This window comes from Synechococcus sp. A15-24 (assembly GCF_014280195.1).
In the GTDB taxonomy this organism is placed as follows: domain Bacteria; phylum Cyanobacteriota; class Cyanobacteriia; order PCC-6307; family Cyanobiaceae; genus Parasynechococcus.
In genome coordinates, this window is the sequence record NZ_CP047960.1 from 146,479 (window position 1) to 169,333 (window position 22,855).

General features: G+C 54.9%; 24 protein-coding genes. 12 read left to right on the plus strand and 12 right to left on the minus strand.

Going from position 1 to position 22,855, the window contains the following annotated elements; genetic code table 11:
* Nucleotides 1-27: 27 nt before the first annotated feature.
* Nucleotides 28-2,832 (plus strand): preprotein translocase subunit SecA, encoded by a 2,805-nt coding sequence (gene secA, locus SynA1524_RS00705; RefSeq protein ID WP_186498529.1) that lies wholly within the window; start codon nucleotides 28-30, stop codon nucleotides 2,830-2,832.
* Between the two features lie 2 nt (nucleotides 2,833-2,834).
* The gene (locus SynA1524_RS00710) at nucleotides 2,835-3,521 is read left to right on the plus strand and encodes a glycosyltransferase family protein (RefSeq protein WP_186498530.1); all 687 of its coding nucleotides are present in this window, start codon (nucleotides 2,835-2,837) and stop codon (nucleotides 3,519-3,521) included.
* On the opposite strand, the gene SynA1524_RS00715 is transcribed toward SynA1524_RS00710, so the two are convergent.
* Nucleotides 3,507-4,985: a hypothetical protein gene (locus tag SynA1524_RS00715; protein WP_186498531.1), complete on the minus strand. Its 1,479-nt coding sequence runs from the start codon at nucleotides 4,983-4,985 to the stop codon at nucleotides 3,507-3,509. The two genes, SynA1524_RS00710 and SynA1524_RS00715, sit on opposite strands and share 15 nt — an antisense overlap.
* 70 nt (nucleotides 4,986-5,055) lie before the next feature.
* Here SynA1524_RS00715 and SynA1524_RS00720 point away from each other — a divergent pair, with 70 nt between their 5' ends.
* Nucleotides 5,056-5,727, plus strand: a complete 672-nt coding sequence (locus SynA1524_RS00720; protein WP_186498532.1) for a sulfotransferase family 2 domain-containing protein — start codon at nucleotides 5,056-5,058, stop codon at nucleotides 5,725-5,727.
* On the opposite strand, the gene SynA1524_RS00725 is transcribed toward SynA1524_RS00720, so the two are convergent.
* From SynA1524_RS00725 to SynA1524_RS00735, 3 genes are read right to left on the minus strand one after another with little or no spacing between them, the layout of a single operon-like run.
* On the minus strand, nucleotides 5,704-6,585 hold the full coding sequence (locus tag SynA1524_RS00725; RefSeq protein WP_186498533.1) for a glycosyltransferase family 2 protein: 882 nt from the start codon (nucleotides 6,583-6,585) through the stop codon (nucleotides 5,704-5,706). The two genes, SynA1524_RS00720 and SynA1524_RS00725, sit on opposite strands and share 24 nt — an antisense overlap.
* Before the next feature lie 4 nt (nucleotides 6,586-6,589).
* Entirely contained in the window at nucleotides 6,590-7,330 is a 741-nt protein-coding gene (cysE, locus tag SynA1524_RS00730; protein ID WP_186498534.1) for a serine O-acetyltransferase, read from the minus strand.
* Nucleotides 7,331-7,340: 10 nt separating this feature from the next.
* Complete coding sequence (locus tag SynA1524_RS00735; protein WP_186498535.1) at nucleotides 7,341-8,342, minus strand: GntR family transcriptional regulator; 1,002 nt, start codon at nucleotides 8,340-8,342, stop codon at nucleotides 7,341-7,343.
* 217 nt (nucleotides 8,343-8,559) lie between these two features.
* Here SynA1524_RS00735 and SynA1524_RS00740 point away from each other — a divergent pair, with 217 nt between their 5' ends.
* On the plus strand, nucleotides 8,560-9,174 hold the full coding sequence (locus SynA1524_RS00740; protein ID WP_353616563.1) for a dienelactone hydrolase family protein: 615 nt from the start codon (nucleotides 8,560-8,562) through the stop codon (nucleotides 9,172-9,174).
* On the opposite strand, the gene infC is transcribed toward SynA1524_RS00740, so the two are convergent.
* Nucleotides 9,171-9,824, minus strand: coding sequence for a translation initiation factor IF-3 (infC, locus tag SynA1524_RS00745; protein ID WP_186498537.1), 654 nt, complete (start codon nucleotides 9,822-9,824; stop codon nucleotides 9,171-9,173). The two genes, SynA1524_RS00740 and infC, sit on opposite strands and share 4 nt — an antisense overlap.
* Before the next feature lie 56 nt (nucleotides 9,825-9,880).
* Entirely contained in the window at nucleotides 9,881-10,780 is a 900-nt protein-coding gene (gene miaA / locus SynA1524_RS00750; RefSeq protein ID WP_186498538.1) for a tRNA (adenosine(37)-N6)-dimethylallyltransferase MiaA, read from the minus strand.
* A gap of 153 nt (nucleotides 10,781-10,933) precedes the next feature.
* Here miaA and gyrB point away from each other — a divergent pair, with 153 nt between their 5' ends.
* Genes gyrB through SynA1524_RS00770 form a run of 4 tightly spaced genes read left to right on the plus strand, consistent with a single transcriptional unit; the run spans nucleotide 10,934 to nucleotide 14,003 of the window.
* Complete coding sequence (gyrB, locus tag SynA1524_RS00755; protein ID WP_186498539.1) at nucleotides 10,934-12,901, plus strand: DNA topoisomerase (ATP-hydrolyzing) subunit B; 1,968 nt, start codon at nucleotides 10,934-10,936, stop codon at nucleotides 12,899-12,901.
* Nucleotides 12,901-13,251 (plus strand): SH3 domain-containing protein, encoded by a 351-nt coding sequence (locus tag SynA1524_RS00760; protein ID WP_286188617.1) that lies wholly within the window; start codon nucleotides 12,901-12,903, stop codon nucleotides 13,249-13,251. The genes gyrB and SynA1524_RS00760 overlap by 1 nt, the downstream gene beginning before the upstream one ends.
* Nucleotides 13,232-13,612: a FluC/FEX family fluoride channel gene (locus SynA1524_RS00765; protein WP_186499424.1), complete on the plus strand. Its 381-nt coding sequence runs from the start codon at nucleotides 13,232-13,234 to the stop codon at nucleotides 13,610-13,612. Before SynA1524_RS00760 ends, SynA1524_RS00765 begins: the two co-directional genes overlap by 20 nt.
* Complete coding sequence (locus SynA1524_RS00770; protein ID WP_186498540.1) at nucleotides 13,605-14,003, plus strand: fluoride efflux transporter FluC; 399 nt, start codon at nucleotides 13,605-13,607, stop codon at nucleotides 14,001-14,003. Before SynA1524_RS00765 ends, SynA1524_RS00770 begins: the two co-directional genes overlap by 8 nt.
* Here SynA1524_RS00770 and SynA1524_RS00775 read toward each other — a convergent pair.
* Nucleotides 13,969-14,442: a glutathione peroxidase gene (locus SynA1524_RS00775; protein WP_186498541.1), complete on the minus strand. Its 474-nt coding sequence runs from the start codon at nucleotides 14,440-14,442 to the stop codon at nucleotides 13,969-13,971. The two genes, SynA1524_RS00770 and SynA1524_RS00775, sit on opposite strands and share 35 nt — an antisense overlap.
* Before the next feature lie 74 nt (nucleotides 14,443-14,516).
* Between SynA1524_RS00775 and mgtE the strand changes: the two genes are divergently transcribed.
* Both mgtE and SynA1524_RS00785 read left to right on the plus strand, forming a co-directional pair.
* Nucleotides 14,517-15,977 (plus strand): magnesium transporter, encoded by a 1,461-nt coding sequence (mgtE, locus tag SynA1524_RS00780; RefSeq protein ID WP_186498542.1) that lies wholly within the window; start codon nucleotides 14,517-14,519, stop codon nucleotides 15,975-15,977.
* A 52-nt stretch (nucleotides 15,978-16,029) separates the two neighbouring features.
* The gene (locus SynA1524_RS00785) at nucleotides 16,030-17,028 is read left to right on the plus strand and encodes an RpoD/SigA family RNA polymerase sigma factor (RefSeq protein WP_186498543.1); all 999 of its coding nucleotides are present in this window, start codon (nucleotides 16,030-16,032) and stop codon (nucleotides 17,026-17,028) included.
* On the opposite strand, the gene SynA1524_RS00790 is transcribed toward SynA1524_RS00785, so the two are convergent.
* The 4 genes from SynA1524_RS00790 to SynA1524_RS00805 form a co-directional block, all read right to left on the minus strand.
* Complete coding sequence (locus SynA1524_RS00790; RefSeq protein WP_186498544.1) at nucleotides 17,021-17,785, minus strand: sulfotransferase family 2 domain-containing protein; 765 nt, start codon at nucleotides 17,783-17,785, stop codon at nucleotides 17,021-17,023. The genes SynA1524_RS00785 and SynA1524_RS00790 overlap by 8 nt on opposite strands.
* Nucleotides 17,786-17,810: 25 nt before the next feature.
* Nucleotides 17,811-18,647 carry a hypothetical protein gene (locus tag SynA1524_RS00795; RefSeq protein WP_186498545.1) on the minus strand — a complete coding sequence of 279 codons (837 nt, stop codon included), beginning with the start codon at nucleotides 18,645-18,647 and terminating at the stop codon, nucleotides 17,811-17,813.
* Nucleotides 18,648-18,695: 48 nt separating this feature from the next.
* Complete coding sequence (locus SynA1524_RS00800) at nucleotides 18,696-19,535, minus strand: alpha/beta fold hydrolase (protein ID WP_186499426.1); 840 nt, start codon at nucleotides 19,533-19,535, stop codon at nucleotides 18,696-18,698.
* Between the two features lie 96 nt (nucleotides 19,536-19,631).
* Nucleotides 19,632-20,168: a YqhA family protein gene (locus SynA1524_RS00805; protein WP_186498546.1), complete on the minus strand. Its 537-nt coding sequence runs from the start codon at nucleotides 20,166-20,168 to the stop codon at nucleotides 19,632-19,634.
* A gap of 86 nt (nucleotides 20,169-20,254) precedes the next feature.
* Between SynA1524_RS00805 and mutT the strand changes: the two genes are divergently transcribed.
* Together mutT and SynA1524_RS00815 are read left to right on the plus strand one after the other, a co-directional pair.
* Entirely contained in the window at nucleotides 20,255-21,376 is a 1,122-nt protein-coding gene (gene mutT, locus SynA1524_RS00810; protein WP_286188618.1) for an 8-oxo-dGTP diphosphatase MutT, read from the plus strand.
* A gap of 50 nt (nucleotides 21,377-21,426) precedes the next feature.
* Entirely contained in the window at nucleotides 21,427-22,371 is a 945-nt protein-coding gene (locus SynA1524_RS00815) for a carbohydrate kinase family protein (RefSeq protein ID WP_502707927.1), read from the plus strand.
* Here the strand turns inward: SynA1524_RS00815 and tsaE are convergent.
* Nucleotides 22,338-22,829, minus strand: coding sequence for a tRNA (adenosine(37)-N6)-threonylcarbamoyltransferase complex ATPase subunit type 1 TsaE (gene tsaE, locus SynA1524_RS00820; protein WP_186499428.1), 492 nt, complete (start codon nucleotides 22,827-22,829; stop codon nucleotides 22,338-22,340). The two genes, SynA1524_RS00815 and tsaE, sit on opposite strands and share 34 nt — an antisense overlap.
* Nucleotides 22,830-22,855 lie beyond the last annotated feature (26 nt).

Below are 22,855 nucleotides of genomic sequence, written 5' to 3' on the forward strand. Positions count from 1 at the left end.
CCCTTAATTCCGGTAGCCGCCGTCACCATGCTCAAGCTCCTGCTGGGTGATCCCAATGCCCGCAAGCTGAAGCGCTACCAGCCGATCGTCTCCGACATCAATCTGCTGGAAGAGGACATCGCCCCTTTGTCTGACGACGCGTTACGTGGCAAAACGGCGGATTTCCGGGAACGGCTCACCAGTGCCGGCAGCCTGGAGAACCAACGGCCCATATTGGATGAAATTCTGCCGGAGGCCTTTGCAGTCGTCAGGGAAGCCGGCAAACGGGTGCTCGGCATGCGCCACTTCGATGTGCAGCTGATTGGTGGAATGGTGCTCCATGAGGGCCAGATCGCTGAGATGAAAACTGGTGAAGGTAAAACTCTGGTTGCAACCCTGCCTAGTTATCTCAATGCGCTGACGGGCCGCGGTGTCCATGTGGTGACGGTGAATGATTACTTGGCTCGTCGCGATGCCGAGTGGATGGGCCAGGTGCACCGTTTCCTGGGTCTTTCCGTTGGTTTGATCCAGCAGGACATGCGTCCGGAAGAACGGCGCAGAAACTACAGCTGCGATATCACCTATGCCACCAACTCTGAGCTGGGGTTCGACTACCTGCGGGACAACATGGCCGCTGACATCAGCGAAGTGGTCCAGCGTCCGTTTCAGTACTGCGTGATTGACGAGGTGGATTCGATCCTCATCGATGAAGCGCGGACTCCACTGATCATTTCAGGTCAAGTGGAGCGTCCCCAGGAGAAGTACCAGCAGGCATCTGAAGTCGTTCAGGCCCTCGAGCGGGCGGCCGAAATGGGGAAGGAGGGCATCGATCCCGAAGGTGATTATGAAGTTGATGAGAAACAGCGCAGCTGCACCCTCACCGATGAGGGATTCGCGAAAGCTGAGCAGATGCTCGGTGTTGATGATTTGTTTGATCCTAAGGATCCTTGGGCTCACTACATCACCAATGCCCTCAAGGCAAAGGAATTGTTCATCAAGGATGTGAATTACATCGTTCGTGATGGTGAGGCGGTGATTGTTGATGAGTTCACCGGTCGGGTCATGCCCGGACGTCGCTGGAGTGATGGGCAGCACCAGGCCATTGAAGCGAAGGAAAGTCTGCCGATCCAACCGGAAACACAGACCCTGGCTTCGATCACGTACCAGAACTTCTTCCTGCTCTATCCCCGTTTGGCCGGCATGACCGGCACCGCCAAAACGGAAGAAGTGGAGTTTGAGAAGACCTACAAGCTCCAAACCACCATTGTTCCCACCAACCGTGTGAGGGCCCGACAGGACTGGGCTGACCAGGTCTACAAAACTGAGGTGGCCAAGTGGCGAGCCGTTGCCAACGAGTCCGCTGAGATCCATAAGCAGGGTCGGCCGGTGTTGGTGGGAACCACATCAGTCGAGAAGAGCGAAGTGCTGAGCTCCCTGCTTGCAGAGCAAGAGATTCCTCACAATCTTCTGAATGCCAAGCCTGAAAATGTTGAACGCGAATCGGAAATTGTGGCCCAGGCTGGCCGTGCTGGGGCGGTCACCATCGCAACCAATATGGCTGGTCGAGGCACCGACATCATCCTGGGCGGCAATAGCGATTACATGGCCCGTTTGAAGTTGCGGGAGGTGCTGCTGCCTCGGCTTGTGAAGCCTGAAGACGGTCATAAACCTCCACTCCCACTCCAGCGCAGCAGTGCTCCTTCTGGTTTCTCTGATGCTCCCCAGATGTCTGCAGGCAGTACCACAGAAAGCCTATACCCCTGTCAGCTCACTGACGACTCGGATCAAGTCTTGGCTCAGTTGGCGCGCGATCTCGTGAAGGAATGGGGCGATCGCGCCCTCACGGTGATTGAGCTTGAAGAACGAATTGCCACGGCTGCTGAAAAGGCACCAACCGACGATCTGCAGATTCAGTCCCTCAGGGAGGCCATTGCTTGCGTCAAGGCAGAGTATGACGCCGTTGTCAAACAGGAAGAAGCTCGCGTGCGTGAGGCCGGGGGGCTGCATGTGATCGGCACCGAACGCCACGAATCTCGCCGGGTCGACAACCAGCTGCGGGGTCGTGCCGGCCGTCAGGGCGATCCTGGCTCAACGCGTTTCTTCCTCTCGCTTGGCGACAACCTGTTGCGCATCTTCGGGGGCGATCGGGTGGCTGGTCTGATGAATGCTTTCCGGGTGGAAGAAGACATGCCAATCGAATCCGGCATGCTCACCCGCTCCTTGGAGGGCGCCCAGAAGAAGGTGGAGACGTACTACTACGACATCCGCAAGCAGGTGTTTGAGTACGACGAGGTGATGAACAACCAGCGTCGCGCTGTCTATTCAGAGCGTCGGAGGGTCCTCGATGGTCGCGCTCTCAAGAAACAGGTTATTGGTTACGGAGAACGAACGATGAGCGAGATTGTTGAAGCCTATGTCAACCCCGACTTGCCCCCGGAAGAATGGGATCTCGAGCAGCTCGTGGGCAAGGTCAAGGAGTTCATCTACCTGCTCGAGGATCTCACGGCGGAGCAAGTGAAGGGTCTTGGTATGGAGGAACTCAAAGCATTCCTGCAGGAGCAACTGCGTAACGCCTACGACATCAAGGAGGGTCAGGTTGAGCAGCAGCGTCCAGGGCTGATGCGGGAGGCGGAGCGCTTTTTCATCCTGCAGCAGATTGATACGCTTTGGCGTGAGCATCTGCAGGCGATGGATGCCCTTCGTGAATCTGTTGGTTTGCGTGGCTATGGCCAGAAAGACCCGCTGATTGAATACAAAAATGAAGGCTATGATATGTTTCTTGAGATGATGACGAATATGCGCCGCAATGTGATCTATTCGATGTTCATGTTCCAGCCAAACTCGCCTTCATAGTCGTGACGATTGCTTGGCTGGTTATTGGTACAAATCGCTACTTTGATCTAGCACTTGATTGTCTTCGCAGTATTAAGACTAATTACCATGGATCACAAGAACAAGAATTCATATTGTTCACTGATCAGGTAAAGAAGAACGAATCAGATTGGGTGAAAACGGTTGCCATACCGCATGAACCGTTCCCCATGGTTACCTTACATCGATACCGATACTTTAACTCTAACGCTAGTCTTTTGGACCATTTTGACTTTATCTTTTACGTCGATGCCGATATGAAATTTGTCGATGTAGGTGATGAAATACTTGGTGAGCGTGTTGTTACTCTTCATCCAGCTTTTGTCCACGAGACTTCAAGCAAATGTACTTTTGATCGAAATCCAGAATGTTTAGCATATGTTCCAGATTCATATGATGGTCCATATTTCCAAAATTGTTTTCAGGGTGGCAAAGCTATAGAGTTTTTAAAAATGAGTCGCCGCCTTGCTCGGAGAATCAAACGAGATCTAAAGAACCATGTTATGCCGCTGTGGCACGATGAAAGTCACATGAATTGGTACATGATTCAGAATCCCCCAACTCGCGTTTTGCATCCAGGTTATGCCTATCCTGACTGGTGGAAGGGCTTTAATTTTCCCAGGAGAATCATCAATGTTAAAAAAGATGCAGTTACACTACGCGATCTCTGAATCTGCTGGACGTTGGATTAAATGATTCGCCATTCTTGCAATCATCAAATCTTCTGACCCATTTAAAAATCTTTTATGTTGATGCGCTATAGAATAGCCTTCTCTTGCAACAAGTTTTGACAGCTCCTTGCTAATTACATAGCATTTTCCAGTGTAGAAGCTGGGTATTTGACTTTCAGATTTAAATACTTTTTTTGGATCGATCGTAGCCTTCTTTTTTTTTGCCCAGGTCTCTATATTCTCGAAGGAAGGACTTTTGATCAGTTGAAATCCGCTGTAGTGATCATTAATTTCAGTTGAATGATTGCCCTTGAGCGATGTTTTTAGTTGTGCTGTAATAAATTTCTCAAGTTCTTCTAGATCTAATGGCTGACGACCTTCAAATGCTGGGTCTTGAAAGTTGCGACGCATGCATGTTATATCGAACTTAATGATTTGAGTGAAATCAAACTCTAAATAGCAGTACTGGATAAATTTCTGAGTCTTTATACTTAAGTTGCCATAGTTTTCGTCCGTGTCGATTGTTAAACGCCGTTCTTTTAGCTGTGTTTGATGATTACCCCCTGCCCAGATTTCCATAATTAAGCAGTTTGGATCTTTTGAAATTGCAGTGTAGAGTTTTGAATCGTAAAAAGTTTCAAGGAACTCTATATCCTTGTCACATCCGTATAAGCCAAAGATCGTTACTGGAGGCTTTTCTTTTGTTTTGTCCTCCCAATTCCAATAATGTGTGTTTGACTTATTCTTTGTATTCAATTGGCGTTGTTTTCTATGGGAAAGCATCTCTATTCTTGAAGTGTCTGGTGATAATAAATTTCTTTGGGTTGGTCGAGGCTGGCATTTGATTGATGCCTGTAGTATTGCCATCCTCTCCGCTTCTAAACAATCGATATATTCCCTGATTACGATGTCACACTTGCCTAAGTTCACTGATTTATCTCTTCTACTCAATTTTATAAATTTTGTAAAACTTGATGTATATCTGTTAGATCTTGGTGAAAAGATGCGAATTAATCTGCTTTCCTCAAAATGGTAATAATGGCTCCACTTTCGCTTGGAATTACATTCTGGGAAAATAAATGTACTAGCAAGGAGATTTATATTGTCCATGCTCGTATATGGTGATATGCAGTCCCATAGACTTTTGCCAGCAGTGCGACTATGTATCCATTGTGTTGCTTTCATTTCTATAAAGGTTGAATCAGCGTAATGTTCTTTCAGTTGATTCTTTAAGCTTTCGATTTTTAGTTCTGTCTCAGTCGTATCTTTTGTGAATGAGAATAGATCTATGACTCCGTCACTTACGAATCTCTCTGCAATCTCAATGGAATTATCTTGTGAGCCTCGATCTACATAAATTACTTCAAGACCTTCCTTGATCCAGGCTGGCATCAGATATTTCAGTAACACTGCATTGTTTTTGCCGGTAATGATGCCAATAAATTTTGGATGTTTTGAAGCCATATGTTGTCGTGAAGCTGCTGTTTAGTGTCTTCGCGTGTGCTATGTTAATTTTTTATGACTATAAGAGCAAGTGCCGGTAGATCGCCAGGCAAAACTGATTTTTGTTCACATTCCCAAAACAGCGGGAACGTCAATTGAAGTTGCTCTCAATATATTTGGTGATTGGAGGAATGAGAATCTCTTAAATTTGTTTGGCCAGATTAAAAGTCCAAGTCTATTACGAAAAAATTTTTCTAGTAACTTCCTGCAGCACCTTCAATTGTATGAAATTAAGTACCTCTTGGGTGCTGAATTCGCTGATTATGAAATCTTTACTGTCGTACGTGATCCGTGGACTCGTTTTCTTTCTTCTTTCCGTCGTAAAGACCCAGATCTATGTACCTATGTTCGTTGGCGCTCTTTGTGCGAATTAGAAGACCTTTCTTTATCTGACTATTTTAAGATTGCACGTTGGGCGCGTCATCCTCATCTCAACTCGCAAGTCTCCTTCTTTCGACCAACTTCTAATTCATTGTCATTAGGGGATGTTTTGAAAAAAGTTCGAATCTTTAGATTTGAAGAACTATCTTTGCTGGAGAATTGGCTCTCTGTTAAGTATGATAAGCCAATCAATTTCATGCGGCATCAGCGTCCTGTTAGTGAAATTCCTAGGATGACTGAGGGCGATCTGATGAACTTAAAGCAGAAAGTATTCCACTTTTACCGTCGAGACTATCGTTTACTGGGATACGAATTGAAGTAACTGTTTTGCAGGTCTTGGGATATTATTAGAGAAATGCTGTTGAATTCTCTTGTCTTTGACAAGTATATTTTCGGCAATCTTCTGTTGTAAGCCAATTTCGTCTGGCCTCAGGTTGCAATAATACTCGAACAATGAGTAGGTTTTAAGGTATTTCCAGTATAAATGTCTCCAGGTTTCACCAATATTCTTCTGGATCCTAGAGTTGCATTCCAGTGCCTTTGTGCCTTGTCTGATTTTCCGCTCTAGTTGCCAATAGTTCCGAATTGGGAAGTGCAAGATTTCAATGTTTTTTGTATCTGAGTAGGAAATGCGGGTTGAAACGCTACTCAGTTGATGGTTTCCATCCTCTATGAAAGCATCTTCTATCGTTCGATGGCAAATTTTTGGTGGAAGAGGATTGCCTAAACTATTCAAAGATGCATGTTCTCGAATTTGCATGCTTTGCCAGAATGGTTGTGTTGGATCACTTTGATGGCTTGGTGGCAAGAAATTTGTTCTTTTTACTTTCAGGGCATTAATTGATTGCTTTATGTCGCCTAATGCTGTCTTCAGGCTTCTGGTTTTTGGGTACCAGAATTCGTCGGCATCGCTGTGAATAATCCAGTCGGCTTTGAGCTTGGTTGTCGAAAGTTTTGCCATTCGACTAACCCATATTGCCTGGTCATGATTATGTTTTGGTTCGTCGATAAGTGTTAAAAGTCCCTTTTGGGCGTATTTATTTAAAATACTCCTTGTTTTGTCAACAGACCCATTGTCGGTTGCTACAATATGATCAACACCCTTGTTAAGATGAAATTTGCAGAAACTATCAATAATATCTTCTTCGTCACGGCATAAAACTGTTAAAACTACTTTCATCAGATTATTGATCGCCTAGGAATTCCATAATTTCGCGATCTTTGAGGCTTTGTGATTCGCCTGAGCATTCTTCTCGAATATTTCGTCCTGCCGCTAACTCTTGTAGGCAGCGCTGCAGATTGCTGACCGTGCTTTCCAGTTCATCGATCCGCTCCATCAGGTTGCGGATCACATTGGCTTCCGCATCCGGTAAGGCGGAGTGGGCCAAGGGGTTGATTCGCACGCCGCTTTGGTGGATCACCCGGCCTGGGATGCCCACCACGGTGGAGTCCGCCTCCACATCGCGCACCACCACCGAACCAGCACCGATGCGGGTGTTGGCACCCACGTTGATTGCTCCGAGCACCTTGGCGCCAGCTCCCACCACCACGTTTTCCGCCAGGGTCGGGTGACGCTTGCCGTGGTCTTTGCCGGTGCCGCCCAGGGTCACCCCCTGATACAGCAGGCAGCGAGGCCCCACCTCAGCCGTTTCGCCGATCACCACCCCCATGCCGTGGTCGATGAACACGCTGTGACCAATCCTTGCCCCCGGGTGGATCTCAATGCCGGTGAGCGCCCTGCCGATTTGGCTGAGGCAGCGGGCAGCCAGTTTCAACGGCAAAGAGCTGTGCCAGAGATGGTGGCTGAGCCGATGCAGGCTGATGGCCTGAAATCCTGGATAGCAGAACAGAATCTCAAGCCAACCACGAGCTGCCGGGTCACGCTCGCGGATGATGGCGAGATCGGCTCGGATCTGATCGAACATCAGGGGTGAGTCAGCTGGCGGCCGCTGGGGTCTGCAGGCCGATCTCCTTCCGGAGGAGTTCGATCGTATCGGGGCTGAGGTAACTCTCGGCGCAATGCACCTGCGGCATGCGCATCAGTTGAGAGCGATTCTGCCGCAAGCTTTGCTCCACCAACGGCAGGCTGGGGCGGTCGCAGAGCACATGGCTGGAAGCTCGCAGCAATGCGAGCAGGCGGCTGCCCACGTCCGGCGTAGCGGTCATCAGAAGCAGTTCGTTGCCGCGCATGGAGTGAAGGATCACCTCCGCGGCACGCAGGATGCCGGGGCTGATGCTCACCAGGCCCACGCAGCTGCCCTGCCTCAGCTCCTTCAGCATCGCCAGCTCGTGGCGGAAGTCGTTGAGGTCCACCGCCACAGCGCGGACGCTGTGCTTTTTGGCCAGCTCCTCCACCGGTTGGAGGAAGTAGCGGCTGGTCACCACAGTGCCGTTGCTGGAGCTCTCCAGCACACTCTCGAGCTCCTCCATCGGCACCACCTCCACGGGCACATCGAGGCTTGGTTCCAGTTCCTCAGCGATCAACATCGAAGCGCCGATGTCTTCTCGGGGAGTGCTCACCAGCACGCGGGCGCCGCAGCGCAGCCGCCAGTCGATTTCGCGGGTCAGCAGTTCACGGGTTTGCTGCAGGGTGCAGCCGGCGTTGAGCAGGCCGTCCACACACTTGCGCACCTCCCGGTCGAGATCGGTGACGCCGCGGTTGCGGATGTGGGGAGGGGTCTTGATCTCACGGGGCTTCTGCTGATCGCGCACATAAATGCCCGAGCCGGCCATGGCTTCCACCACGCCGTCGGTCTCGAGCTGTCGGTACACCTTGCTGATCGTGTTGCGGTGCAGACCGGTTTGCATCGCCAGCTGGCGGGTGCTCGGCAAGCGGTGGCCGGGGGGGTAGTGACGTGCCGCGATTGCGAAGCAGATCTGGTTGTAGAGCTGGGTCGACGCCGGGATGTCGCTTTCCTGCTGGATGTGGAATCGCACGCCGGTGGGCCAGGTGGGAATGCGGCCACCATAAGGAGCGATCCCCGTGGTGACAATTGGGGGTGTGTCCTGTGGACCTGTGACAATTTCCGACTCAACAAGCGCTGGCTGGGTGTCCGTGGCCAATGGGCCGCTGTCACTGCGTTGCTGGTGGTCCAGACCCTCCCATTGGCGGCACGATATCAATGAGATATTCACTGCAAATCGTTTATATATCGTGCTGCCTGAGGTGTTCGGTGTGAATGCCTGGGTCCGATCGGTCGCTGATCGCCTTGCGGCGCAGGGGATTCCGGCGTTGGCCATGCCCCTGTTTGCCCGCACCGCCCCGGATCTGGAGCTCGCTTACAAAACATCCGATCTGGCCCAAGGGCGCGCCCATAAGGACGCCGCCACCGCTTCGCAAATCCTCAGCGATGTTTCAGCGGCCGTGGTTTGGTTGCAGCAGTGCTGCCCCAATGCCGCCATCGACCTGGCCGGCTTCTGCTTCGGGGGCCACGCCGCCCTGCTAGCGGCCACGCTGCCGCAGATCCGCCACAGTTTCGATTTCTACGGCGCTGGCGTCAGCCGCATGCGTCCCGGTGGTGGTGCACCCTCCCTGGAGCTGTTGCCGCAGGTGGCCGGCCAGCTCACTTGTGTGTGCGGCAGCGCTGATCCGCTAATCCCCGAGCAGGACCGCACCACAATCCGTTCGGCCCTGGCCACTGCTGATCCCTCAGGCGAGCGGCTTCGCTATATCGAAATTGACGGCATGGATCACGGATTCATGTGCGAAGCGCGCGGCAGCTTTGATGCCGAAGCGTCCGCTCTGGGATGGCAGCTGATGCTGGCCTAGGCCTGCTGGGCGGCCACTTTGACAGCGGTGGGCCGCGGCGGTGCCGGGATGGTGCGCACCGCCTTGGTCGGTGCCGCCTCCTTTTCCTCCTTCTTCACCAACGGAGTCTTGCGCGGCGTGAGGAACATGATCATGTTGCGACCCTCGCGCTTGGGAGCCTGCTGGATCTCAGCCTTCTCCTCCAGATCCTTCGCCATGCGGCGCAACAGGGTTTCCGCCAGCGCCGTGTGCTGAATCTCCCGGCCGCGGAAGATCACCGTGCACTTCACCTTGTCGCCGGCCTTGAGAAAACGCACGGCCTGACCGATCCGCACGTCGTAGTCGTGCTGGTCGATCTTGTAGCGCATCTTGACCTCCTTGACTTCGGTCTGATGCGACTTCTTCTTGGCTTCCTTGGCCTTCTTTTCCTGCTCGAATTTGAACTTGCCGTAATCCATGATCCGGCACACCGGCGGATCGGCCTTCTCGCTCACCAGCACCAAGTCCAGCTCGCGCTCCTTGGCCACATCCAGGGCTTCCTCCCTGCTGATCACCCCGAGCTGACTGCCATCTGAGTCGACCACCCGCAATTGGGGGTAGCTGATCCGGTCGTTGATGTTGGGCAGCTCCCGAACAGGAGCACGACGGTCAAAACGGGGGCGTGGGGGCATTCAGGCGGAGACAGGGACAGATGCAGACAATTCAACGATCACAACGTCTACATCTTTCACCTTAGATGCTGCTCGATCAACGTCATCGCCTGATCAAGTTCTGTAGCCGACTCCAGCCAATGGGGCTGGTGCTGACGGCGGAACCAGGTGCGCTGTCGCTTGGCGAATTGCCGAGTGCGCTGGGTGGTGATTCGGTTCGCTTTCGCCTGGTTCATCGTTCCTTGTAGGAGCTGCAGGGCTTCTCCGTAACCAATGGTCTGCAGCAATGGCAGATCAGCGCCGTAGCGCTCCGAAAGTTCCCGGGTCTCCTCCACCAACCCGTCGCTGTAGAGCTGGTCGGTGCGCTGCTGAATGCGCTGGCGCAGGTTGGCTGGATCCAGCCCCAGTTCCAGCACCCGCCAGGGCGGTGGTGCTGCAGTGGCCTGGCTGCTCATCGATCGACCGGTGGCGTACAGCACCTCCAGAGCCCGTTGGGTGCGAACGGCATCAGCGGGGGCGATCTTGGCGCCGGCCGTTGGATCGGCCTGCTGGAGCAGCGGATGGCAGATCGCTTGGCCCAATTGGCGCAGCTGCTCACGCAGCTGCGCCTGCGGTGGCACCGCCGGTGGTTTGAGGCCACTGGTGAGGGCCTTGAGATACAAGCCACTACCGCCCACCAGCAGTGCCATGCCTCGGCTTTGCAGCTCGCGCTGGATGCAGGGCTCCGCCTCGGCTTGGAATTCCTGCAGGGTGATCGGCTGATCGGGGTCGCGTAGATCCAACAGATGGTGCGGCACCCGCGCCCGTTGCTCCGCCGTTGGTTTGGCGGTGCCCACGGTCATCTCCCGGTACAGCTGCCTGGAGTCCACGTTGATCACCGGCAGGTTGAGCCGTTCAGCGATCTCCAGCGACAGGGCTGTTTTGCCACTGGCGGTGGGCCCCAGCAACGTGATCACCAAAGGTTCCGGCTGCGTCAACGATCGTACGGGGGTGCACCCCAGGATGGAACGGCGCTTCAGAGGCCTCTAGATGCCTCTATAGACAGCCGGTGGTAGATTGAGATTGCCAGATCAAGGTTTAGGTCTGTTGAGGCAGCCCAGAACCTTGTTTTCAGGCTTAGTCATTTCTGCATGAGCGACGCTTCCAAGGTCCAGAACGCCTACGGCGCTGAGCAGATTCAGGTGCTGGAGGGCCTGGAGCCGGTCCGCAAGCGCCCAGGCATGTATATCGGCACCACCGGGCCGCGTGGATTGCACCACCTTGTGTATGAGGTGGTGGACAACTCGGTGGACGAGGCCCTGGCGGGCCATTGCGACCGGATCCTGGTGATCCTCGGCGAGGACGGTTCCGCATCCATCAGCGACAACGGTCGTGGCATCCCCACTGATGTTCACCCGCGCACCGGCAAGAGCGCCCTGGAAACGGTGCTCACCGTGCTGCATGCCGGCGGCAAGTTCGGTGCTGGCGGTTACAAGGTGTCCGGCGGTCTGCACGGCGTCGGTGTGTCCGTCGTCAACGCCCTGAGTGAATGGGTCCAGGTGACGGTGCGCCGTCAGGGGCAGGTGCATCGTCAGCGCTTCGAGCGTGGTGCTGCCATCGGCAGCCTGGCTTCTGAGGACCAGCCTGCTAACGAGGCCGGCGAAACGGGCACCACCGTGTGCTTCAAGCCGGACATTGAGATCTTTACCGGCGGCATCGTTTTTGATTACGCCACCCTTTCGGCTCGTCTGCGCGAGCTGGCGTATCTCAATGGCGGTGTGCGGATCGTCTTCCGCGATGAACGGGAATCTGCCCGTAATGAGGCGGGCGAGGTCCACGAGGAAATCTATTTCTACGAAGGCGGCATCAAGGAATATGTCGCTTACATGAACAAGGAAAAAGATGCCTTGCATCCAGACATTATTCATGTGAATTCCGAAAAAGATGGTGTGCAGGTGGAGGCTGCTCTGCAATGGTGCTCCGATGCCTATTCGGACAGCATCCTTGGCTTTGCCAACAACATCCGCACCGTGGATGGCGGTACGCACATTGAAGGTCTCAAGACCGTTCTCACGCGTACCTTGAATGCCTTTGCCAAGAAATTAGGCAAGCGCAAGGAATCGGATTCCAACCTGGCGGGTGAAAACATCCGCGAAGGTCTCACCGCGGTGCTGTCGGTGAAGGTGCCTGAGCCGGAATTTGAGGGCCAGACCAAAACCAAGCTCGGCAATACCGAAGTCCGCGGCATTGTCGACAACCTGGTGGGTGAAGGCCTCAGCCAGTTCCTGGAATTCAACCCCTCGGTGATCGGGTTGATTCTGGAGAAGGCGATTCAGGCTTTCAATGCAGCCGAAGCGGCCCGCCGTGCCCGTGAACTGGTGCGCCGCAAGAGCGTTCTGGAGAGTTCAACCCTGCCGGGCAAGCTGGCGGACTGTAGTTCAAGGGATCCCAGCGAATCCGAGATCTACATCGTGGAGGGTGATTCCGCTGGTGGATCCGCCAAGCAGGGCCGTGATCGCCGCTTCCAGGCCATCCTTCCACTGCGCGGCAAAATTCTCAACATTGAGAAAACCGATGACGCCAAGATTTACAAAAATACCGAGATTCAGGCACTCATTACTGCCCTTGGCTTGGGCATCAAGGGTGAAGACTTTGACGTGAAGAATTTGCGCTATCACCGCGTTGTGATCATGACCGACGCCGATGTGGACGGCGCCCACATCCGTACGTTGCTTCTCACCTTCTTCTATCGCTACCAGAAAGCCTTGGTGGAAGGTGGCTATATCTACATTGCTTGCCCACCGCTCTACAAAGTGGAGCGTGGAAAGAATCACACCTATTGCTACAACGAAGGTGATCTACAGGCAACACTGCAGAGCTTCGGTGAGAAGGCCAACTACACCATCCAGCGTTTCAAGGGCCTGGGCGAAATGATGCCGAAGCAGTTGTGGGAAACCACGATGGATCCCACCACTCGAACGATGAAGCGGGTGGAGATTGAAGATGCACTGGAAGCGGATCGCATCTTCACGATCCTGATGGGCGACAAAGTGGCACCACGGCGGGAATTCATCGAAACCCACAGTGCCGAGCTCGACATGGCGGCCCTCGACATCTGATGGGGACTGTTCATTCAGGATCTGCTCATTCGGGCGCTGGCCAGATCGGTGGACTCTTGCGCTGGAGCTGGCTGTTGGGTGTCGCCTTGATGGCCCCCGCAGCGCTGCCGGCCGGTGGTGGTGATTGCAGGCAGCCCCAACTGCGTCGACGCAGCGGCAGTGGTCCGCTGCATCTCAATGCCGAGTCGCCGCTGCAGGTCAGCCCTCTGGGCGTGGCCCCAAGGTTGCACACGTTGCCGGTGGGCACCTCGTTGCGTTTGCTGCGTCGATGGTCCGGCTCTGATGGCCGCGACTGGTTGCAGGTCCAGACCCTGGCTGGTGAGCAACGCCGTGGCTGGATCCGCGCCTGAGGTTGTGCTGGTTGGCCTTGGGGCGATCCCCGGTGCCTGGTTGCGGCTGAAGGTGGTGAATCACTTCGAGCCGATGGTGCCCAAGAAGCACTGGGGCACGTTCTTGGTGAATGTGATCGCCTCATTTGCCCTTGGCCTTGTGCTGGCGCTTGTTGAGCGTTGTTCGACGAGCACCGGCATCGCCTTGTTGATGGGAGTGGGCTTCTTCGGCAGCCTCAGCACCTTTTCCACCTTTGTTGTGGAGCTCCTGAATGAGTTGCGGGCCGGTCACGTCCTGGCCGCTGCGGCTCTGGCCCTGATCTCCATCGTGGCGGGGATGATCGCCGCCGCCGCTGGTTACGGTCTAGGGGCCTATGGCTGAACAGCCCTCCAAGTTGCGCAGCGAACTGATCGAGTTGCTGCTGGTGGCTGCCGGTGCGGTGCCCGGTGCCTTGCTGCGCTGGCAGGTTGCGCTGCATCTGGGGGATCAGAACCTGCTGGTGAACGTTCTGGGGGCAGCCCTGCTCGGCTTGCTGGCCGGACGCCCTGCGGCACCGCGGCGTCAGTTGCTTGTCGGCATCGGCTTCTGCGGCTCGCTCACCACCTTCAGCAGCTGGATGCTGGCGGCCATGAAGCACCTCAGTACTGGTGATTGGCTCGCCGCCTTGGGCTTGATCGGGCTGACCCTCGGGCTGGGGCTGGGAGCCGCAGCCCTGGGTTTCAGCCTGGGGCGACGGCTCAGGACGCGAGAGCAGCCTCGATCGGAGCCTTGAGTTCCTCAGGGTCCACAGCGCTCTTGTAGCGGGCGATCACCGTGCCGTCCTTGCCCACCAGGAACTTCTCGAAGTTCCAGGCCACGTCACCGGCGGGGTCCATTTTGTTGAGGGTGGTGTAAGGCTCGGTGGTGCTGCCGATGGCGTGCACCTTCTCGAACAGCTCGAAGTCGGCGCCGTAGGTGGTGGAGCAGAAGCTCTTGATCTCCTCAAGGCTGCCGGGCTCCTGGGCACCGAAGTCGTTGCAGGGGAAACCCAGCACCGCAAGGCCCTTGTCGGCGTAGGCCGCGTTGAGGGCCTGGAGTCCGGCGTACTGCTTGGTGAAGCCGCAGCGGCTGGCCACATTCACAATCAGGAGCACCTTGCCGGCGTAGTCACCCAGGGATTTGCTGCTGCCGTCGGGGGTGGTGACGGTCACAGTGCTGACGCTGATCGCCATGGCTGAACAGGGGGAAGTTGCGGCGAGGATAACCGGCTGTAACGGCCATACACTTGGGCGCCGGCTGGTGAGCAATGACAGAGGGAACCGGGCAGATCACAGCGGGCGTCACCGTGGAACATCACCTGCTGGCGGAAGTGGTGACGCGGCAGCTTGAAGCGATGCTCAGCGTCGGGAATTACGACGCGGTGAAGCTGCTGTTGGAGCCGGTGCAGCCTGTGGATGTGGCTGAGGCTATTGGCAATCTTCCCCAGAACCTTCAGGCCATTGCCTTTCGCCTGCTCAGCAAGGACGAGGCCATCAGTGTTTACGAATACCTCGACACCGTCACCCAGCAGAACCTGCTGAGCCTGCTGCGCTCCGGCGAGATGCAGGAGGTGATGGAAGAGATGTCGCCGGACGACCGGGCGCAGTTGTTTGAAGAACTGCCGGCCAAGGTGGTGCGTCAGCTGCTGGACCAGCTCAGCCCGGAGGAACGCAGGGTCACCGCTGAGCTTCTCGGCTACGAAGCGGAAACCGCCGGTCGTCTGATGACGACCGAGTACATCGCCCTGAAGGAGAACCAGACCGCCCTTGAGGCCCTCGACATCGTCCGTCGGCGCGCTCGCGAAACTGAGACCATTTATTCCCTGTACGTCACCGACAACGAACGCCGGCTCACCGGAATCCTGTCGTTGCGAGATCTGGTGACGGCTGATCCCGACACCCTGATCCGTGATGTGATGACGGAGGAGGTGCTCAGCGTTCGCACCAACACCGATCAGGAGAAGGTGGCCCGCACGATCCAGCGCTACGACTTTCTGGCGGTGCCCGTGGTGGATCTGGAGCAGCGGCTGGTCGGCATCGTCACTGTGGATGACGTCATCGACGTGATCGAGCAGGAGGCCACCCGTGACCTCTATGCCGCCGGTGCCGTTCAGGCCGGTGATGAGGACGATTACTTCAGCAGCAACCTGTTCACCGTGGCCCGTCGCCGGGTGGTGTGGCTGGCGGTGCTAGTAGTGGCCAGCTTTTTCACCTCCGAGGTGATTGCCGCCAACGAGGAGGTGTTGCAGAAGGTTGTGCTGTTGGCGGCCTTCATTCCGCTACTCGGCGGCACAGGGGGGAACGTGGGGGCCCAGAGCTCCACCGTGGTGATCCGCGGCCTCAGCACCCAGAGCATCAGTGCTTTGGGACCGCTGAAGGCTGTGGGTCGTGAGGCGATGGCCGGCGCCCTGCTGGGGATTTTGATGATAATCCTGGTCGTGCCCTTCGCCTGGTGGCGCGGCGAAAGCCCTCTGGTGGGCTTGTCGGTGGGCATGAGCCTGCTGGCGATCACCACCCTGGCAGCCACCGCCGGTGCGGCCTTTCCACTGCTGTTTGACCGGATGGGGTTGGACCCGGCGCTGATGTCCACCCCGTTCATCACCACTTGCACGGATGTGGCCGGCACCCTGATCTATCTCAAGACAGCGGAATGGCTGCTGGTCAACTTGCCGCAGTTGCTGACGGCTGCAGGTATTTCTACCCAAATCGCCCCAGTCATACTGTCCTGAGAGCTCCTTTACGATTCTTAGGGGTACGCTTTACATAACTCAAAGAAGCGCCATGGCTCCCGCAGCTGCCACTGCTTCAAAACCTGCGACTGCCTCCCGCGGCGTCAGTGTTGACGTTGATCTGGTCCGTTCCTACCTGCGTGACATCGGCAGGGTTCCCCTGCTTACCCACGAGCAGGAAATCACCCTTGGCCGCCAAGTTCAAGACTTGATGGACATCGAGTCGATGCAGGCTGAATTGGAAAGTCGCGACGGCGACAAGCCCTCAGCCGACAAGCTGGCAAAGGCATCAGGTCTCACGTCACTCCAGCTCAAGCGTAAGTTGCAGCATGGACGTCGCGCCAAAGAGCGCATGGTGGCGGCCAACCTGCGCTTGGTTGTGAGTGTCGCCAAGAAGTACACCAAGCGGAACATGGAACTGCTGGATCTGATCCAGGAGGGAACGATCGGTTTGGTGCGGGGTGTGGAGAAATTTGACCCCACCCGTGGTTACAAGTTCTCCACCTATGCCTACTGGTGGATCCGTCAGGGCATCACCCGGGCGATTGCTGAGAAAAGCCGCACCATCCGGCTGCCAATTCACATCACTGAGATGTTGAACAAGCTCAAGAAGGGTCAGCGGGAGCTGAGCCAGGAGCTGGGCCGCACTCCTACCGTCACCGAGTTGGCTGAGTATGTGGAACTTCCTGAGGACGACGTCAAGGATCTGATGTGCCGTGCTCGTCAGCCCGTGAGCCTCGAGATGAAGGTCGGTGATGGGGATGACACCGAGCTCCTCGAGCTGTTGGCTGGTGATGCTGATCTGCCCAGTGACCAGGTTGAAGAGGACTGCATGAAAGGAGACCTGCGCAGCCTCTTGGGTCAACTGCCCCATCTGCAGGAGCAGGTGCTTCGCATGCGTTACGGCATGGATGGCGAAGACCCCATGAGCCTCACCGGCATCGGCCGCATCCTGGGCATGAGCCGCGATCGTGTCCGCAATCTGGAGCGGGACGGTCTAGCCGGCCTACGCCGAATCAGCGATCAGGTTGAGGCTTACGTTGCTAGTTAATTTTGTTGAGATTGGAGAAACTTTCTCTGTATCTTAAGCTTACTTTTTGTTCTTGGAATAACGGTTCGGGATATTTTTTCGTTTTCAATTTTTCATCATAGCCATAAATAATAAAATCTTGCATGTAAAATCGCCTTATTAGCTTTTCTTCTTGCTTATTGATATCATTAATGTATGAAATTAAGGCACCTGTTTTATGAGCATTCTTTTCTTTGATCCATATGTTGTGTGATCGAAGGTAGTGAGCTAAATCATTAAAATGTTCAATCCTTGCGGTGTATCTTGGAGTAATATCTGAGTGGTGCAAATTAAAATGTTGGCACCTATAATGCATATCCATTGTTTCTGGGTTAGGGTCATTAAGGAGTGCCCTTAAGAAATCACAGAAAGTTGGCTGTTTGTCTTTTTCAAATCCAAATCGTTTGCAAAATGGATGCCAGACGGCACTAGGATTAATTTCTTTATTAGGTCCTATTTTATTCTTGAAGCAAGAAAGAGCTCTGCTGAAGGGATTTCGGGTGATGCAAAAAAAATCATGATCTAAGTTTGGCGGAAGACCAAATCTTTTCTCTGCCTCACTATGAACATTGCCATCAAAGCCTCCAAGCATTGAATTCTTTATGGTAGAACAAGCTACTTTGGGATTTGAAATAAAAGTAATTTTGTGCTCTGGCGAGTAAAGAATATTTTTTTGTGAATTGTGAAATTGATTGATTGGCATTTTTATTTTGGTTTGAGGTAAAGGGAAGGATTCCATTTTATTTTGAGGGATATTTTATTGATTAAATTTGATGTATTTGTTCCCATTGCCGGCGATTTGTTGTTCCCTGGCATGCCTGTAATAAATTGCTGTTAAGGATTCTCGTTGCTTTTTTGTGGCCAATAAGTTCATAGCCTAATTGATAGAGAGTTGTTGGATGTTCGGAAAGAATTGTGTTGATGATGTCAATGCCTTCGTCTCCTAAAAATGCTAGATGGCGTGGAGTCATGTTTGTGATTGATTTCATGAGCGTATTTTTTTTGCCTTTAATATTTGTGGTTATAATTTTATTCTTTTCATTCTTTTGAAGTTGCTTTAAGGCTTTTTGAGCTGCTTGCTCTGGATGCACACAGAAGTGTTCATATTTTATTAGGGGAAGGTTTTGGAAATTTTGTACATTTTCTAGTTGAAATTTTGCTTTGTCAAGCCATGAATAGCTTAATCTTTGCGCTGCATTTTTGAAGGTTTCATTTTTGCTGTAGCGGTGAATGCATGAAGATATGTGCAGGTAAGGATTGCTGATGAAAAGGCATGCGCCCTTCGGTTTGAAATAATCCTGGATTGATTTAATGCGAATCATGTTTGGGGGACTTGATTCGATAAAAATTTTCTTGCTTGCATTTGTTAGATATTTCCTCCATGTTGACTTAATAAACTCCCAGTCCATTTTTGTTTGCGGGTTCCATGGATCTTTTCTCATCATGTCGGTAACCTCGGGTATCCACTGTCCCTCATTATTTCCGTGCGGGGGAAGATATCCATCAAGTATATTATTGGCAAGCAGTTGACTGAAAACGGTGCTGCCAGAATTGTTGAGGGTAAAAACGAAATAGAATGGATCAATGTGTGTTGAAAGCATATTGTTAGCATCGATGAGTCAGGTGTTTTGATTTGGCGTCTATTGGCATTATCCTATTATTTTTTTTAAGGCAGCATTAGTTGCGATTGGTTCCTCATCGTGGGGGCAGTGACCCATGCCTTTGATGACCGTTAATGATTTTACGCAACTGATGCTCTTGGCCCACTGTTGTGCTTCAGCTAGAGGTTCCCATGGGTCCTGTTCTCCCCAGATCAGATGTACCGGCACAGACAGGTTTTGCATGAGAGCCGGTGCTAAATGGTCGTCGAACAGGTTGATGAAGCCTCGGAAGGCTTCTGCTGCACCATCACGCTGGGTGGGTTGGAACAGCAAGTTCACCAGCTCGTCATCAATGTTGTTGCCGCTGGGGTAGGCCTGCTTCAGCACGCTGCGGATCACCCCAGGGCGGGCGGCATTGCGGAACAACGCTGTGCTCAGCCAGCGCTGTCGCACCATCGTTTTCAGCAGCGGTCGGATCCAGGCCATCCAGGCTGGCTGCGTGGCCAGTTGCTTGTCGTCCATCAGCCGCTGAGCACAGTCGATCAGCACCACACCTCGGCATTGATCCTGAAGTAGTTGCGCGGTCCGTAATGCCACGACACCACCGATCGAGTTGCCCACCAACAGCACCGGTCGACCGATCACCTCTCGACAGAAGTCCGCCACCTGCTGCCCCCAGAGGTCAAAGCCGTAGTGCACCGATCCCTCCTGCTCCGCTTCATCCTTCAAGCGGGCCCGGGGTTGATCACTGCGCCCAAACCCCAGCAAATCAATGGCGTAGGTGGGTACCAGCTCCGCCAGCACCGGTTGGTTGAAACGCCAATGCTCGGTGTTGGCTCCGAATCCATGGATGAGCAGAACCGCGAAAGGTGCTGACGTCACTCCCATCAACGACCAACCCAGTGCATGGCCGTTCCAGTTCCAGAGGTCGCGCGAGTGGGTCACGCCATTCAGCAAGGTGACGAGAACCTAGGAGGTTTGACCTCAGTGGCTCCTGGTCTGCCCAAGCAGCCAGGCGCTGAAGGCCAGCATCAACACACCAGCGCAGAACATCAGCAACTCAGTGATTGTGCTGACTTGGAATCCCACCATAGATTTGAAGGCGGTCACGATTAATGCCACCACAATCACTTTGGTCAGTTTTTGTTTGAGTCCATCCAACGATTCGATGTTCAGTAGGTTGCGCCGAATCTCGGAAGGATCCTGCTGGCAGGGATCGATGTCTGATATCACCAACTCGTAAATGCCGTAACCAAAAATCAGCAAGGCGATGCCGATCAGGTAGTAGTCGATTCCACCGACCACCTTGCCGATCAGAAGGGTACTGTTGGTGTAGGTGAAATGGCCCTGTAGAACCTTGTTGAGCGCGCTGAGTTCGGCATAGGTGCCGATCGCAAAGCAGCTCACACTGCCCAACAAGCTCATGACTACGGGGATCAGTGTGATCAACCGGAACTTCCAGATCAGCCGCTCAAAACTCCGCTCCATCGGGCTGGCTTGGAGACGTCCTCGTTGGGTCATGGAAAAGGATCCGCAGGGTATGGCTAGCACTTCGCTTGGTCACGCCAATTCCTGTGACGCAAGGCATGGCCCAGCAGACTTCTCCCATGACCGGTCTGTCTGCTGGTGCGGCACCGCCGATGACCCGGGCTCTGCTGGCCTGGTGGGAAGTGCATGGCCGGAAGGATCATGCGCTCAAGCCGTGGATGTTCACCAAAAACGGCAGGTGGCCTGAACCCCACGAACATCTCGATGTCCTGCAGTGCTGGATTGCTGAGGTGATGCTGCAGCAAACCCAGCTGTCGGTTGTGCTCCCTTACTGGGAGCGATGGATGGCTGTTTTCCCCACGTTGGACGCATTGGCCGCGGCATCTCTCGAGCAGGTTCGGCTGCAATGGCAGGGCCTTGGTTATTACTCGCGGGCTCGCCGTTTGCATGAGGCGGCACAGCTGCTGTTGGGTCGACCCTGGCCCCGCACTTTGGCGGGGTGGATGGCCTTGCCGGGCATCGGCCGCACCACCGCGGGCAGCATCCTCTCCAGTTCCTTCAATCTCCGGTTGCCGATCCTCGATGGCAACGTCAAACGGGTGTTGGCGCGATTGACGGCCCATCCGCGCCCTCCGGCCAGGGACGCGGCCATGTTCTGGTTTTGGAGCGAAGCCCTGCTTGATCCGCTGAGGCCTCGGGATACCAACCAGGCGTTGATGGATCTGGGGGCAACGGTTTGTACCCCCCGCAACCCCGACTGTGGGAGGTGTCCGTGGCAGTCCAGTTGCGCTGCTTACGCTGCCGGCGATCCGACCAGCTGGCCGATGAGCGATGCCCAGAAACCCCTGCCCTTTCAGGTCATTTGCGTCGGTGTTGTGTTCAATGCCCAAGGAGAGTTGTTGATCGACCAGCGTTTGGAGAAGGGGCTTCTCGGCGGCTTGTGGGAGTTCCCCGGTGGAAAACTGGAAGAGGGCGAAACGATCGAAACCTGTATTGCCCGAGAGTTGCAGGAGGAACTTGGCATTGCTGTGACGGTCGGCGCCGAATTGATCACCGTCGATCACGCCTACAGCCACAAGAAATTGCGTTTTGTGGTGCATCTCTGCACATGGGTTTCAGGAGATCCCCAGCCGTTGGCCAGCCAGCAGGTGCGCTGGGTGCGGCCCGAGGAACTGAAGAATTTCCCTTTCCCAGCCGCCAACGCACGGATCATTGAGGCCTTGCTTGGCAGCTTGGGCTGATCTGGTCAGCCTGAGGGAAGCCTTGACAATCCCTGGTGCAGCTCTCCTCGATGGTCGTCTGCCTGGGTGAAGCTCTGGTCGATCGTCTGGGTCCCCTTGGTGGTGACCCGGCGGTCGACGGTCCTGTGGATGATCGCCTTGGCGGAGCGCCCGCCAATGTGGCCTGTGGTCTAGCCCGACTGGGTACACCGGTGGGGTTTTTCGGTTGCCTAGGTGATGACCTCATTGGCGAACAGTTTTCAGCTCTGTTTCAGCAGCGCGGCGTCGAGAGCTCCGGCCTCCAGATGAACCCGGATCGCCCGTCCAGGATCGTTTTGGTGCGTCGCAACCAGAAAGGAGAACGCCAGTTTCAGGGGTTTGCCGGCGATCAAGGCCAGGGATTTGCTGATCAGGCGTTGGGTCCCATCCACCTTCCAAAGGGAGCCTGCTGGCTGTTGGTGGGCACCATCCCCTTGGCAACTGCCACATCGGCGTCAACGCTGAAGGCCGTCTTGGATCAGGCCCGCCAGCACGGCACCGCCGTCGCCCTGGATGTGAACTGGCGACCCACGTTCTGGGATGCCGCTGCCGATCCCGCGGCGGGTCCGTCCTCTGATGCCATCGCAGTCATGCGTCCGCTGCTGGAGCAAGCGGCCCTGATCAAGCTGGCGCGGGAGGAGGCGATCTGGTTGTTCGGCTCAACGGACCCGCAGGCCATCAGTGCTCAGCTCCCTCAGGCTCCGGATGTGGTGGTGACAGACGGGGCAGAACCGGTGCGTTGGTGGATGGATGGTGCATCTGGCACGCAGCCTGCTTTTCAGCCGCCGCAGGTGGTGGACACCACCGGTGCTGGTGATGCCTTCACGGCTGGTCTGTTGCACCGTTGGGCTGCAGCACCCAGAGAGCGAATCCGTTTTGCGGCCGCCTGCGGCGCCCTGGTTTGTGGAGGTGCGGGTGGCATTGATCCGCAGCCCACAGAAGCTCAGGTGGAGGCGTTTTTGGGTGGCTTGAGCTGAGCCCGTCGTCCTGTCTGCAGATAGGTGAGCTCCAACCGCCAGGCCTCCGGGAGTTGAAGTCCCAGTCGCTCCGGCCACTCCACAGCCATCAGGGCCCCGAGGGCACGCGCCTCCTCTTCCTCCTGCAAAAACAGCTCATCCGCTGACCCAGGAGCCTCCAGTCGGTAGAGATCGAGATGCACGAGGGGCGGATTCCCGTCCGGGTAGTGCTGGGCCAAGGCGAAGGTCGGACTGGTGATCGGTTCCGTGATGCTGCAGGCCTGTGCAAGGCCCTGCACGAGGGAGGTTTTGCCTGCACCCAGTTCTCCCTGGAGCAACAGGATGCTTCCCCTTGGCAGTTTCCTCAGCAGGTGCTCCCCCAGTCGCCGGGTCGTCTCAAGGGTCTCAAGCTCCCAGACACACTGTGTAAAGTCCGGTCCAAGCGAGCCCGAAGCCTCGGAGTCTCTGCAGAGATTCACCTCCACGTTTCCCAGGGAGCATTAAG